Here is a 15,173-nt window from a genome sequence, read left to right as displayed (position 1 = left end):
TAAGTTGAACGTATGAATTTACTACTGTAAGTATAGTCTTATTAAATACATACGCTTGATTTTTCAGGTTTAGATTATGGGTTATTGTTAAATTCTTCTTAATTATTTTTTGTACATAGCAATGTATAGTTCAGCACGGTCATTTATGGTTGCTCGAAACATACCTGCTGTATTAAATTCCATAACCATATTGCCATTTTTATCGATGGCTATAATGCCTCCGTTGCCCCCGAGTTTGGGTATTTTTTTTTGAATGACTTCTTTCGCAGCTTCTTTTAAGGATAAGCCTTTGTATTCCATAAGAGCAGATATGTCATGAGCTACTACAGCACGAATAAAATATTCGCCCCACCCAGTACTGGAAACCGCACAGGTGTTATTATTAGCATAGGTGCCTGCTCCAATAATTGGAGAATCACCAATACGTCCCCAACGTTTGTTGGTCATACCCCCTGTAGAAGTTCCAGCAGCTAAATTGCCATTCTGGTCTAGAGCTACACAGCCAACAGTACCAAATTTTGAATCCTTGATGGCAGTATCGTAAAAAGCTGTTTTGTTATTATGGTCAAGCTCTGTGTTTTGTGTTCCTTTTATGTTTTGGAGTGATTCGAAGCGTTTTTTTGTGTAAAAATAACTTGGGTCAACAATTTCAAGACCTTGTTCTTTAGCGAAGATCTCTGCTCCTTTACCAGACAGCATCACATGAGGAGATTTATCCATAACAGATCGAGCTAGGTTAATAGGGTTTTTAACAGTTGTCGTTCCTGCCGAAGCACCTGCATTTAATGTGTTTCCATCCATTATAGAAGCATCGTGTTCATTGGTTCCCGAATTGGTGAATACAGCTCCTTTTCCTGCGTTAAACAATGGCGAATCCTCTAAAATATTAATGGTTTTAGTAACAGCATCAATACTACTGCCGCCATTTTTTAAAATGGTATAACCTGTGCGAATAGCCTCTTCAAGTTTTTCTTTGTATTCAAGTTCCTTTTCAGAACTCAAGTTTTCTTTTAGAATAGTTCCAGCGCCTCCATGAATAACTATTCCAAACTTATTGTTTTGCTGTTTGTTTAATATATTGGAAGTTGTAGAATTGTTTTCTTTTTTACAGGATGTAAAAGTGAAAACCAAGGCAAGTAGATATATAGATTTTTTCACCTGTTTAAAGTTTATTGTTTTTCAAAGGTCAGATGTAATTCGCCACTAAACATTTCAGTGAGTATTACCATTCAGTTATTATGGCTCATTTCATAAGCAGTTCATTGGTTTTAATCGTTAGTTGAGACTATGTATTTAGTACAAGACTTTCCGTTTCTAAAAACCTTTATATACCACAAATTCACGAACGATAGCGTCAAAAAATATTCGTGTGTTCATAGCAAAATAAATTTTTAATCTACATTAATACCTATGGACTTGTAACCATAGGTTTAGTTAAAGAAATAAAGTTAACAGTTTTGTAGTGAACTAAAGATGATTTCATTAGTAAATTTTAACTAAAAAGAGTTGCTATTGCAGAGTCTTGCAAGTATATTGTTTCACTTGAGAGGTTATCTGTTTTCTCAATATAGAAAGACTAATCACATTGCTTAATATTTATGGTTTGTACAGCAATGAAACAAACTGTGGTTTCTATGACCTTGGCTGCTATAAATTAAGGGATTTCAATTGGTAAATGGATAAATATGATAAACATCATATTATGCTTCTAAAGCTCTGCGTATATTGAAAATCGAAATGGAATAGTTTAATGAATACATTCTTAAAACCTGTTGATCGCATAATAAATACTTCCAACTCTGGTAGCTTTTTGTTGTTGTTCGCTACTGTAATGGCTTTAATCGCAGCTAATTCACCGTGGGGTTATTTATACCACGATCTTTTAAAAAGTGAGGTTACTTTTGGTTTTGTAGAGAAAGGTTTTGAGTTAACAGAACCCTTTTACCTTTGGATAAATGATGGTTTAATGGCCATTTTCTTTTTTCATGTTGGATTGGAAATTAAACGTGAAATATTAGACGGTGAACTCTCATCTATTCGAAAAGCATCTTTACCCGTTATTGCTGCATTAGGAGGTGTTTTAGTGCCAATTATTATTTACATTAATTCAATTTCTAATCCAGATTTAGTTCGGGGGTGGGGAGTTCCTATGGCAACCGATATTGCCTTTTCCCTTGGTATTTTACAATTGTTTGGAAAAAAAGTACCCATAGGGTTAAAGGTGTTTTTAACAGCATTTGCAATTGTAGACGATTTGGCAGCAGTTATAGTTATAGCTGTTTTTTATGCTACAGATATACAATTAACATTGGTTTTGTATGCAGGTATTATCCTCGCTTTCATGGTGTTTTTGGGACTTAAAAAATACTTTTCAAAGTTTATATTTTTTCCACTTAGTGTGGTAGTATGGATACTGTTTTTAAAATCGGGAATCCATCCTACAATTGCAGGCGTACTATTGGCATTAACTATTCCCGCGACAAGAAGAACCACTCTGGATATGTTTTTTGAAAACATTAAAGCATCGTTGCAAAGTTTTGTAAAAGAGAAGGAACATGTACGCTCACATCAGATATTAAAAATAGAACAAGTACATGCAGCTGTAGACATAAGAATTGCCTCAGAAAAAATCAATTCACCTTTGCAAAAAATAGAACATGATTTACGCCCCTGGATTGTATTCTTTATTATGCCGGTTTTCGCTTTTGCAAATGCAGGAGTAACCCTAACGAGTAGTACAGTAGTTGATTTTGGATTGGTGTTACCTATTGCTATTGCATTAATTGGAGGTAAGTTTATAGGGATTACATTAGCTTCTTGGTTAGCCGTAAAACTAAAAATAGCCTACTTGCCCAAAGGCGTTAACTTTAAGTATATAATTGGTGTCGCTTTTCTTGGTGGACTTGGATTTACCATGTCGTTATTTATTGCAAATCTTGCCTTTTTGGATCCTGTTTTATTGAGTTCTGCAAAAATAGGGGTTATACTGGGATCCTTTGTTTCCGGTATTTTAGGATATGTTATTTTACGTATTTTAATAAGTAAAAAGAAGTCCATTACTGTTAGCTAGTCGTATATAAGATTAGTAGGTTTTTGTTAATATAAAAGCTTATTATTGTTATATTCGCAAATAAACTCACGATAAATAATAAATTGATAATTCATGAAAGCAGTTGCTACAGATATAGGTATAGATAAAGCACTTAAAACACTAGGTGTTGCACATATAAATGAAGGTACCTCTACGGGAACCCATAGCTTTTCTAGTGGAGTGGTTATAGAAAGTTATTCGCCTGTAGATGGTTTGCTAATTGGTCAGGTAAAGACAACGACCCAATCTGATTATGAGAAAGTGATGGATTCTGCTATCACAGCTTTTAAAACGTGGAAAATGATGCCAGCTCCACAGCGCGGAGAGATTGTGCGCCAGTTTGGAGAAAGACTAAGAGAAAAGAAGGAGTCATTGGGAATATTGGTGTCTTATGAAATGGGAAAAAGTTATCAAGAAGGATTGGGAGAGGTTCAAGAAATGATTGATATCTGTGATTTTGCTGTTGGATTGTCAAGACAGTTACATGGTTTGACAATGCATTCCGAGCGTCCTGGGCACCGTATGTACGAACAATACCATCCATTAGGAATTGTTGGGATTATTTCTGCTTTTAATTTTCCAGTTGCTGTTTGGGCTTGGAATACTGCTTTGGCTTGGGTTTGTGGGGATGTTTGCGTATGGAAGCCAAGTGAAAAAACACCTCTATGCGGTATTGCTTGTCAAAATATAATTGCTGAAGTGTTGGCCGAAAACAACTTGCCAGAAGGTATTTCATGTTTAATTAATGGCGATTATAAAGTTGGTGAGTTTATGACCAAGGATAAACGTATTCCTTTAATTTCAGCAACAGGTTCTACTAGAATGGGTAAAATAGTTGCACAGGAAGTAGCGGCGCGTTTAGGAAAATCGTTGCTAGAATTGGGTGGCAATAATGCCATTATTGTAACACCCGATGCCGATATAAAAATGACAGTTATAGGTGCTGTTTTTGGTGCTGTTGGGACTGCAGGACAGCGTTGTACATCAACGCGCCGTTTAATTATTCACGAAAGCATTTACGAACAGGTAAAGAAAGCCCTAGTAGAAGCTTATGGGCAATTACGTATTGGTAATCCATTGGATGAAAACAATCATGTAGGTCCGTTAATTGATAAAGATGCAGTAGAGATGTATAAAAGTGCTTTAGAAAAAGTGACTGATGAGGGTGGGAACATTATTGTTGAGGGCGGTGTGCTTTCGGGGAAAGGTTATGAAAGTGGATGCTATGTAAAGCCGGCTATAGCCGAGGCACAACCCGATTATACCATTGTGCAGCATGAAACGTTTGCTCCAGTACTATACTTACTAAAATATTCTGGAGATGTTGAAAATGCTATCGCTATTCAAAATGAAGTTGTCCAAGGGCTGAGTTCCGCAATAATGACCAACAATTTAAGAGAAGCTGAGCAGTTTTTGTCAGCTGTAGGCTCCGATTGTGGAATAGCAAATGTAAATATTGGGACTTCTGGAGCCGAAATAGGAGGAGCTTTTGGTGGTGAAAAAGAAACTGGAGGCGGAAGGGAATCTGGATCAGATGCCTGGAAAGTATATATGAGACGCCAAACAAATACTATTAATTATACAACCGAATTGCCATTGGCTCAGGGGATCAAGTTTGATCTATAGAGAAACTTGATCCAGAAAAACAAAAGTATAGTACAAGAAAGGAACTATATTGGGTGGTTTTTAGGTGTAAATGGTATTTACTAATCCAAATGGTAAATTTCCATAATGTCTTTTAAGTATTTTATAAAGTCAATTTTTAAATCTATAAGTTTTCCAGTGTGTACATCGAATACCCAGCCATGAACTTTTAAGCCCCGATCGCGATAAGCACGTTGCACGGCTGCCGTTTTTATTAAGTTAACACACTGTTCTTTTACGTTAAGTTCTACCAGACGGTTGTATTTCTTGTCCTCATCGGTAATTGCATTCAATTCTTCTTTATGAATACGGTATACATCTCTAATATTGCGTAGCCAAGGATTTAAGATTCCTAAATCTGCCGATTGCATGGCTGCTTTTACTCCGCCACAGGCATAATGTCCACAAACAACAATATGGTTTACTTTTAAATGATCTACTGCATAGTTAACTACCGACATTACATTAAGATCTATGCTTATTACCATATTAGCAATATTACGATGTACAAAAACTTCGCCCGGTTGAGCACCCATAAGGTCTTCGGCGGTAACACGGCTGTCAGAGCATCCTATGTACAATAAATCAGGATTTTGCCCTTTTCCCAATTCTTCAAAATAATGTTCACTTTCCGCTAATTTATCCTGAATCCACGTTTTATTGTTTTCAAAAACTTTTTGAATGTCCATTGAATGATTCTTTTGAATTGTTTGTACTATGCCTATTACTTCCTATGCTTAAAAAACAGGAATGTGTAGTTTACAAGATAATAAAAAGAAAGCTATTAAAGAGCTTTAATGTCTTGATTGGAAACCCACCCCGTCTTTCCGTCGGTTAATTTAATTTTTTTCCAATTGTTAACAGTGTCTAAAATTTGGACTTTGGTGCCTTCATGTAACCTAAAGGACTCTTCGCTTCGGGAATTGGGCTCGCTCTTTACCTTGCTTTCTTGAGCAAAAATAATTGCTGGGCGATCCTTTTTAGTTAAATTATAGCTGTGAAAAGCCAATACAAGCGTAATACACAATAAAAATAAAGATGCTAAACTAGCTATAAATGCCAGGCGCTTTTTAAAGGTAGTATAAGCGAAATAATAAATTAAAAATAAAACAACGAAGCAGAATACCCAAACGATGGCTAACTTGGCCCAGTTATCAAAAGACAAACTATTGGTGATGTTTTTTATAAGTTTGGCAACCCAACCTTCAGGAACAATATCAATGGCATCAATAGTCATGTTCTTTGCAAAGGCTAGGTTGTTTTTTATATCCGTATCATTAGGATCTAATTGTAAAGCCTTTTCATAATAGTAAATGCTCGGTGCTATATTATTAAGCTTATAGTGGGCATTTGCTAAATTAAAGTATAATGCGGATGAATGCTGCTTAGCGTCTAAAATAGCCTGGTATTTTTCTATAGCTTCGGCATATTTTCCATCATTATACAAGGTATTTCCTTGCTCGAACAAAGCGTCATTTTGACTAAAACCCACTAGGTTAAACAGAAATATTAGGATATAAAGGATGTTTCTCATCTTAACTCGCTTGTTTATCTATTAAAGAAATAGTTTTTGCAGCTTTGTTATAGTCTTCCTGCATTGTTACATTGTTAATTGGAGTATAGCGTGCCAAATCACAGCTCTCAATAATTTGAATAAATTCATTAACAACACTGTCCTCTACCTGTTTTTCCTTAAGTAAACTAATAATTTTATCTTTACTAAGGTCACTTGTTTCAATAAGTAATTTAGCTTTTAAGTAATTATGTAATGCTTTTTCCAAAGCAATATAAAAAGCTTCTTTCTTACCAAGTGATTTTTTGGCATTACTTAAATACTTTTTAGCCAAGCGATCTGCTTTCCTAATTCTATTGCCTAAAACATCGGCATCCCGACTGGCCTTCTTTTTGCGAATTACAATAGCCAATGGAATCGCTATAAATGGCAACAATAATAAGTTCCAAAACAATTTTGTTTTGAAGAAAAATGAGTCCTCAACACCTTTAAAAGTTGTTTTGGTCTTAATAAAAGCAAATTGATCACTATTTAAAACAACACGTTGTTTTCCAATGTTGGAAACAACGGTATTGTCATTTGTATCGGCATTATTGGTAGGGCCTTCTAGTACATCAATAACAATATCTTTGGAAGTTAATCGCTTATAACTTTCAGTTTTTAAATCGAAGTACGAAAACGATATGTTAGGTATTGGATATTTGCCCTTGTATTGAGGTACCACAGTGTAAGTATCTAAAATACTACCTTGCATACCAGCTAAAGTTGTTTTAACGTTTTCGGTATGCTCTGGTTCGTAAACTTCAAGAGAGCTTGGTAAAGAAACCTTAGGGAGTTTAAACAGTTTTAAATTACCATTACCTCGAACGCCAACCTTAATTTGTAAAGATTCAGTTGCATTGAGTTCTGTTTTCGATGTAGTAACATCAAAGTTAAAGTCGCCTACAGCTCCAGTGAAATCTACTGGTTTACCTGCTTCGGGCAATGGCTTAACGTTAATTGTCTTATTGCCGGCAGAAACCGTTCTGTTAACACGTTTCATTAAACGGCTGCCAAAAATATCGCGTCTGTTGGTTGGGACTTGCACCGAAATGTCTAAAGTTAAGGGCTCAATATTTAACTTCCCTGTTTTTTGAGGGTACAATACGGTTTTTCGTAATACCAAGAAACGATAATCCTCGCCATTATAAGTGCCATTTTGAACTTTTTGTCCTTGAGTATCCATATTTTGGCTCCAGAAGTCATTGTATCTGGGGCTGTCTATTTCACGCCAATTATTTACGCCAGTATCCAAAGCTACATATAGTTTGTAAACAACTGTAATAGCTTCGTTTAGATAAGGATTGGTTTTAGAAACTTCGGCAACTAGATGAATGTTTTCAGAAGCAATATAATCTGGATCATTAGGGTCCTTTGGTTTATCTATTGCTGCTGTGACCTCAATCTTAATGGGAAGCGTTTTATATACATTTCCCTTTATGTTAATTGTAGCTTGGTTAATAGTAAAATTGCCACGTTTTTTAGGTGCTAAAAAGTAACTATAGGTTTTCTCATAGCTTCTTACACCATTGTTCCATATATTGCGTACCGATTGATTGGGGCCTCCTACTACAGTAAAATTATTAAAATCAGGAGGGTTAAAATTATCGCCATCTTGATTCATTACAAAATCAATACGCAAACGTTCATTGATGCCTAGTTTTTGTTTACTAACTTTTGCCTCAAACGTTACCTGTGCAGATAACAAACTTGTAGCGAGTAATAAAACCAGTATAATATGTTTTTTTATAAAATTCATTATTTATATACAATGTTAAATCTACGATTTACATTTTTAGGATATAAGGCAAATCTCAAAATTTGTAATCAATTAATCGCAATTTACTTTACCAATCTTTGTCTGTTTTTATTTTGATGCCCTTCTGTTTTTCAGCATTCATTTTTTCTTGAACTTTTTGTTCTTGGTTGTTCATGGCTTCTAACAAACTTTTTATTTGCTGAGGAGACAACTGTCCAGATTGTGGTCTTGGTTGTTGTTTGTCTTCGTTTTTGTCACCTTCGTTTTTCTTTTCTTTTTCATCTTTAGGCTTGCCTTCCTCGTCTTTCTTGTCGTCCCCTTCTTTTTTATCCTCTTCACCTTTTTCCTCGTCTTTTTGATCGTCTTTGTTATCGCCTTCTTGATCCTTTTTGTCCTGGTTTTCTTCTTTGTCTTGCTGGTCTTTATTTTGATCTTGGTTTTCCTTATCCTCTTTGTTTTGATCGTCTTTATTTTCGTCCTTTTGATCCTGTTTTTGCTGTTCTTCGCAGGCTTTTGCTATTCCTAAGTTATAACGAGTCTCATCATCAGTTGGATCATTTCTTAAAGCATTTTTAAAGGCCTCAACAGCTTCTTTACATCTCTTATTTTGCATTAAGGCATTCCCAATATTATGGAAAGCTTTATGCTTTTCAGCTTTTGAGGCAGCATTTTTAGCTGCTTCCTGAAGGCGGTATAAAGCTTCTTCAAAGTTTCCTTCGCTATAATAAGAGTTGCCTAGATTATAGATACCTGCTATGTTCTCTGGTTGTTTGGAAATGGCTTTTCGGTAGGCCATTTCGGCCGAAACAAAATCTTCTTTACCTATTAAATTATTGGCTTCATATACATAATCATTCGCTTTTTTTAGAGCCAATAATTGTTCCTTGTCCATCTCTTGCGAAAAAGAAAATGAAGCAATCAATACCAAGATAAATGTTGTTATCTGTTTCATTTTTATTTCTAAGATATAAAACCTCATTTTTTCCTATCGTTAAAAAAATTATAAATGTTTAACCATTTTTATTAAACAAAGCCGCTTTATTGTTAGTTAACTATAAGTTTTCGTTAAATAAATTCAACTTTTTAAGCCAAGCTGTTTTTCGTTCTAGCAAGAAAATATCTAATAGTAAGAAGAAAATACCAAAGCCTAAAAACCATTGAAATTGATCTTTGAAATCGGCAAATTGCTTCGCTTCGAATTCTGTTTTGTCCATCGCATTTAATATGTCACGAATATTTTCTACAACACTATTAGTATTTTTCCCATTAATGTAAATACCATTGGCTTTACTTGCAATGTTTTGAAGTGTTTCTTCATTTAAGCGCGTAATTACGGTTTCCCCATTGCTGTCTTTTTTATAGTTAAGTACAATCCCGTTTCTTTTCTCCGGAATAGGGCCTCCTTTTATGTCTCCTACACCAATAGTGAAAATGCGAATGCCTTCTTCGTTAGCTTCTTCAGCAACCAGAGCAGCTTCTTCACTATGATCTTCACCATCAGAAATAATAATCAATACCCGATTGGTTTGTTCTTCATCATCAAAGTAGGTTTTTGCTAATTTAATGGCTTCATTTATAGCCGTTCCTTGCGAAGACAGCATATCGGTATTCATGTTTTGTAAAAACATCTTGGCAGCTGCATAGTCGGTGGTAATTGGTAATTGAGGAAATGCTTTTCCTGCATAGGCAATAATACCAATTCGATCGCTGGCCAAATTATTTATTATTTGCGTTACCAGTTGTTTTGCTTTTTCCAATCGGTTTGGCGCTATGTCCTCAGCTAGCATACTTTTAGAAACATCTACAGCAAAGACAATGTCCACACCTTCACGTTTTACCGTTTCTAACTTTGTTCCAACTTTAGGATTTACCAAGGCTATAGCCAAACAGGCAAAAGCTAAACTCAAAACAATAATTTTGAGAATAGATTTGAATAACGACCTATTTGGGCTTAATCTTTTAAGTAATTGCTTGTTGGCAAAACGGGACTGAGCTTTATGTTTCCATATTTGGAGCACCAAAAAGAATAGGATTATTATCGGAATAATAATCAATGCCCAAAACCATATTTTCTCTTCTAATTGATACATTAATCTTTTATTTGTTTTTCGTGTATTTGTTTAGTTATTCCCCTCAAATACATTAATTATCTTAATTTGTTTTTACCATTCAAACATTTCACAGATCATATCTACTACATATACACCTTTCTGTTATACAAAACTTCTAAAAAAGGTAAATCGCAATAGTAATTCCACTATTAAAAGCAGTCCGGCCAAGATCACTAACGACCGATACTTTTCCTGGTAATTATAGTACTTAAATTCCTCTATATCTGTCTTTTCAAGCTTATTGATTTCACTGTAAATCTCCTGAAGTTTTTTGTTGTTAGTTGCCCTAAAGTATTTCCCTCCCGTAACATGGGCTATTTCCTTTAAAAGCTCTTCATCAATTTCAACTTGTACACGCCCGTATTGAAAGTCTCCAGTTCTTGGATCTATTGCTATTGGAGATAAGGCCATTCCATTGGTGCCTAATCCAATAGTATAGGTTTTTATGCCGTATTCTACAGCCAGTTCGCTTGCTATTTTAGGATCTATAAAGCCAGAATTGTTTACACCATCGGTGAGTAAAATAATTACTTTACTTTTGGCTTTACTGTCTTTCAATCGGTTTACAGCAGTAGCTAATCCCATACCTATGGCAGTTCCTCCCTCTATAATAGTGTTGTATTTTATATCCTTTAACGATCTTAGTACAATAGCTTTATCACTCGTAATAGGCGTTTTTGTATAACTTTCACCAGCATATTCTACAAGACCAATTCTATCGTTAGGTCTACCTTTAATAAATTCCGCAGCCACATTTTTTAGAGCTTCTAGCCTGTTAGGAGACAAGTCTTTTGCCAACATACTGGCCGATACGTCTATTGCCATGACGATGTCTATACCGCGAGTGGTTTTTGTTCTTGTAGATACATCGACCGTTTGAGGTCTGGCTAGGGCAGTGATTAGTAGGGCTAAAGCCACTAGTCTAAATATAAACAATAGATGCTTAACTTTTGGTAGCCAAGAGTTGGTAAGCTTGAACCCTTTTAAACTGGAAATTTTAAGCTCAGCGGTTTGCTTTTTATGCTTAAAACTATACCAAAGTATAGCTAGGGGTAGTGCTAATAATACCCAGAAAAATTCTTTGTTTAAAAATTGGATCCCTTCAAACATTATTCTGCTGCTTCTTTAAGTTCAACTGAGTTTAAAATACGTTCTGCTATTTGGTCTGCGTAAGTATCATTTTCTCGCCATGACATTATAAGCTGTTGAATAACATGCTCTGCGGTAAAGCCTAAAATAACATAATTGCCCCTCTCCAGTTTATCAGTGTTAGGTATAGGTAAGTCTAGAGAACCATATACTTTAATACCTTCAGCACCATTGGGTGTTGCGAATTTTTCGTTCTTGGTAACAATATTTTGAGCACCAGCAGCCTCAAATGTTTTTAAGTTACCCTCTATGGCTTTTTCTATATCAATTTTATTTTCACCTAGGTTTTTAAATTTGGAAGTAGCAACAACAACACTAAATTTATCTATTAAACTACCATACCCAAACATAGTCATGTCCACTTGAGCCATTAGTTCCTCTGGCAATTGGGGAGTCATACGTTTTAATACTTTTGGCGTAGATAATGTTATAGGAGGGAAACCATAAGCACTGGTTACCCAATCGCTTTTTAAAAGCTCCATGCTACTGTGGCCAATAATTGTGTCCTTTACATAGTTAAAACCATATTTTATCGAAAACCCAGTTATGGTAGCAAATAAAAGAAACACACTAATAACGGCAGTAATGATAATTTTTTTATGCCTTTTTTTACGTTCCAAGGTCTCCCTGTACTTTTCGTCTAAAAGTTTTTCTTCTTCCGTGGGCTCAGGAAGCACTTCTTTTACATGGTCTATTTCTGCATCAATCGTTTCCCTGTCCAGTTCAGCTAAGGCAATATCTGGAGCCGATTTGGCAAATTTTACTAAATCGGCCCGTTTTAAGATGTTTTCAATGTTTTTTATGGTGTCCCTGCTTAGGTCTATTTTGTTGGCCTCTTTAAGCAATTGTAGTCTTGTAATTAATTCATCCGTAGTGCTTTCCAAAGAATGATCGTACACCTTTTCATCTAAGTATTTACGAATAATGAGTGTTAATTCAGAGTAGTACTCTTTCAATTCAGAGTGCTCCAAATAGTGGCTTTCATCAAGTTTTTTCAATGCTAATTTAGCGCGGTCATAAGGAGGTAATAAAGCTATTTGTTCAGCCTCCGTTAATGGTTTTTTCCGCCATATAAACCAAAACATCAAAAAACCTATAATGCCCAGAATTAAAAGTGTTAGTAAAACATATTGCCACCATTTACTTGACGATTTCCTAACCTCTATAATAGGCTTTATATCATAGAGTCCTTGTTTCGTTGTGTCTATAATTATATTGTTTACCACAACTTTTAAGGAGTCGGTAAAAAATGTTTTATCCCCAATTATTATTTTTTGTCTCGGTATAGTATAAGCTCCCGAATCAAATTGAGTTAAGCCATACTTTTTTATAAGATTGTACCTGTCTTGATTTTTTAAAGTATCTATAGGATAAGATGCTATCATTTCAAGAGGTGTGAACGTTTGTCCCTCAGGGAAAACCACCAAACTAGTGGTGTCCGTTTCCACTTGAATGTGATAGGTTATTTGTTCCCCTATTTTTATACTTGTAGAATCAATAGCAGCTTTTACTTGCGCAAAGGAGAATAAAGAACAAAAAACAAAGAATAAAGACAAAACAAGTTTCTTATCCTGTTTTATTTTAAAATTTGTAAATCTAAAATTGTTAACCATAAATCGTAATCGTATTATCCTCTTTGTTTAAAATACCCTAAAAGCTTTTTTACATAACTTTCGTCTACGCGACAATCTATTGTACCTGCACCCGATTTATTGAAACTCTCTTTATAATAATCTACTTTTTCGTGATAAAATTTACTGTAGTTTCGTCGTACTTTCTTCGAAGCAGTATTTACCAACATAAGCTCACCTGTTTCCTCATCCTGCATTTGTACCATGCCTAGATTTGGAATCTCCTCTTCACGTTTATCGTAGATACGAATACCAGTAACATCATGTTTTCCGGCAACAATTTTCATTGTTTGGCTATAGTCGTCCGCTATAAAATCAGATAAAACAAAAGCAATAGCCTTTTTCTTCATTACATTAGACATAAATTTCAAAGCTTCCGCAATATTGGTTTGCTTACTTTCCGGTTCAAATTCGATAAGTTCCCGAATAATTCTGAGTACATGCGAGCGCCCTTTTTTAGGCGGGATATAAAGTTCAACTTTGTCAGAAAATAAAATTAAACCAATTTTATCGTTGTTCTGTGTTGCAGAGAACGCTAGGGTAGCTGCTATCTCAGTAACTACTTCATTTTTAAATTGGGATTCGGTACCAAATAGCTCAGAACCCGAAACATCTACCATGAGCATCATGGTAAGTTCTCGCTCTTCTTCAAAAACCTTTACAAAAGGTTCGTTGTAACGGGCCGTTACGTTCCAGTCTATATTTCGTACGTCGTCGCCAAATTGATATTGGCGTACTTCACTAAAGGTCATACCACGGCCTTTAAAGGTCGAATGGTATTCCCCTCCAAAAATATGATCAGACAACCGTCGTGTCTTGATCTCTATTTTTCGTACTTTTTTTAGTAATTCCTTAGTATCCATTTATTCAGTAAACAGTTTTCAGTCTCAGTTTACAGCTATGATAATAACTGTTGAGTCTTTTTAGTAATCAGTAGCGCGAGCAACTGCTATTTGCCCCTGAGTACTGTTAACCTTTAAGGTACTTCTATTTCATTTACTATTTTGTTGATAATATCCACTGAGGTTACATTTTCTGCTTCAGCCTCATAGGTAATACCAATTCTGTGCCTTAACACATCGTAAACTACAGCCCTAACATCTTCAGGAATTACGTAGCCACGACGCTTTATAAAAGCATAGCATTTTGCAGCCGTTGCCAAATTAATACTACCACGTGGCGATGCCCCAAAAGAAATTAATGGTTTTAAGTCGGCAAGTTTATATTTCTCTGGATATCGTGTTGCAAAAATAATGTCCAGAATGTATTTTTCTATTTTTTCATCCATATAGACCTCCCTAACTGCTTGTTGCGCGTTTAAGATTTGATCTATAGATACAACAGGGTTCACTTGATCCCATGCCCCTTTTAAATTGGCTCGCATGATAAGTTGCTCCTCGTCTAGTTTAGGATAATCAATAACCGTTTTTAACATAAAACGGTCTACCTGTGCTTCTGGTAACGGATAAGTTCCTTCCTGTTCTACCGGATTCTGTGTTGCCATTACTAAAAATGGTTTGTCCAGATTAAAGGTCTCGTCTCCAATGGTAACCTGTCTTTCTTGCATAGCTTCAAGTAAAGCCGATTGTACTTTAGCAGGTGCCCTGTTAATCTCATCAGCTAACACAAAATTTGCAAAAATAGGACCCTTTTTAATGGAAAAATCGTTAACCTTCATGTTGTAAATTAGCGTACCAGTTACATCCGCAGGTAATAAATCTGGCGTAAATTGTATTCTGCTAAAACTACCATGTACCGCTTTGGCCAAGGTGTTAATGGCTAATGTTTTTGCCAAACCAGGAACACCTTCTAACAAAATATGGCCTTGACCAAGCAAACCAATAAGTAAACGCTCTACCATGTGCTTTTGTCCTACAATAACTTTGTTCATTTCTAATATTAGCAAATCAACAAAAGCACTTTCTTTCTCTATCTTTTCATTAATTGTTTTAATATCAATTGTACCTATCTCTTCCATTATGTTTATTTTTTAAAAACCTCGAATATACAGCCCTTATTTGAGCAATGCAAATTGTTAAAATATTTCTTTATGCGCTGTTAATGATTGGTTAAAATATTCTCGGGTCTTTTGTTAATAATTGGTTAAAACAAACCGAGCAATACTAATTTAGTATTGCTCGGTTTGTTTATGGAGGTGAAATTCGTTTTATTGGTTTCAAATTAGGGTCTAAAACCCTGCAATTTCATTGCAGCACTTTAGTTATATTAAAAATTA

At 35.2% G+C, this 15,173-nt stretch carries 12 protein-coding genes; 2 read left to right on the top strand and 10 right to left on the bottom strand.

What is annotated here, in order from left to right:
* Nucleotides 1–102 precede the first annotated feature (102 nt).
* Nucleotides 103–1,158 (bottom strand): isoaspartyl peptidase/L-asparaginase family protein, encoded by a 1,056-nt coding sequence (locus tag ABD792_RS11375; protein ID WP_345006163.1) that lies wholly within the window; start codon nt 1,156–1,158, stop codon nt 103–105.
* Nucleotides 1,159–1,750: 592 nt separating this feature from the next.
* Between ABD792_RS11375 and nhaA the strand changes: the two genes are divergently transcribed.
* Nucleotides 1,751–3,070, top strand: coding sequence for a Na+/H+ antiporter NhaA (gene nhaA, locus ABD792_RS11370; protein ID WP_345006162.1), 1,320 nt, complete (start codon nt 1,751–1,753; stop codon nt 3,068–3,070).
* A 93-nt stretch (nt 3,071–3,163) separates the two neighbouring features.
* A complete protein-coding gene (gene amaB, locus ABD792_RS11365) occupies nt 3,164–4,717 on the top strand; it encodes an L-piperidine-6-carboxylate dehydrogenase (protein WP_345006161.1) in 1,554 nt (517 codons plus the stop codon).
* Between the two features lie 80 nt (nt 4,718–4,797).
* Here the strand turns inward: amaB and ABD792_RS11360 are convergent, their stop codons facing one another.
* The 9 genes from ABD792_RS11360 to ABD792_RS11320 form a co-directional block, all read right to left on the bottom strand.
* Entirely contained in the window at nt 4,798–5,424 is a 627-nt protein-coding gene (locus tag ABD792_RS11360; protein WP_345006160.1) for a carbonic anhydrase, read from the bottom strand.
* 95 nt (nt 5,425–5,519) lie between these two features.
* Complete coding sequence (locus ABD792_RS11355; RefSeq protein WP_345006159.1) at nt 5,520–6,269, bottom strand: SH3 domain-containing protein; 750 nt, start codon at nt 6,267–6,269, stop codon at nt 5,520–5,522.
* A 1-nt stretch (nt 6,270) separates the two neighbouring features.
* Nucleotides 6,271–8,046 (bottom strand): BatD family protein, encoded by a 1,776-nt coding sequence (locus ABD792_RS11350; RefSeq protein ID WP_345006158.1) that lies wholly within the window; start codon nt 8,044–8,046, stop codon nt 6,271–6,273.
* Nucleotides 8,047–8,134: 88 nt separating this feature from the next.
* On the bottom strand, nt 8,135–8,998 hold the full coding sequence (locus ABD792_RS11345) for a tetratricopeptide repeat protein (RefSeq protein WP_345006157.1): 864 nt from the start codon (nt 8,996–8,998) through the stop codon (nt 8,135–8,137).
* Between the two features lie 100 nt (nt 8,999–9,098).
* Nucleotides 9,099–10,136 (bottom strand): VWA domain-containing protein, encoded by a 1,038-nt coding sequence (locus ABD792_RS11340; protein WP_345006156.1) that lies wholly within the window; start codon nt 10,134–10,136, stop codon nt 9,099–9,101.
* Between the two features lie 123 nt (nt 10,137–10,259).
* Nucleotides 10,260–11,267 carry a vWA domain-containing protein gene (locus ABD792_RS11335; RefSeq protein ID WP_345006155.1) on the bottom strand — a complete coding sequence of 336 codons (1,008 nt, stop codon included), beginning with the start codon at nt 11,265–11,267 and terminating at the stop codon, nt 10,260–10,262.
* On the bottom strand, nt 11,267–12,919 hold the full coding sequence (locus ABD792_RS11330) for a hypothetical protein (RefSeq protein ID WP_345006153.1): 1,653 nt from the start codon (nt 12,917–12,919) through the stop codon (nt 11,267–11,269). Before ABD792_RS11330 ends, ABD792_RS11335 begins: the two co-directional genes overlap by 1 nt.
* A gap of 14 nt (nt 12,920–12,933) precedes the next feature.
* On the bottom strand, nt 12,934–13,800 hold the full coding sequence (locus ABD792_RS11325; protein WP_345006152.1) for a DUF58 domain-containing protein: 867 nt from the start codon (nt 13,798–13,800) through the stop codon (nt 12,934–12,936).
* Between the two features lie 113 nt (nt 13,801–13,913).
* Nucleotides 13,914–14,915: an AAA family ATPase gene (locus ABD792_RS11320; protein WP_345006151.1), complete on the bottom strand. Its 1,002-nt coding sequence runs from the start codon at nt 14,913–14,915 to the stop codon at nt 13,914–13,916.
* Nucleotides 14,916–15,173: the final 258 nt, after the last annotated feature.

This window comes from Snuella lapsa (assembly GCF_039539345.1).
GTDB lineage: Bacteria > Bacteroidota > Bacteroidia > Flavobacteriales > Flavobacteriaceae > Snuella > Snuella lapsa.
The sequence above is the reverse complement of the archived record's forward strand: the minus strand, read 5'-3'. Positions and strand labels throughout refer to the sequence as shown.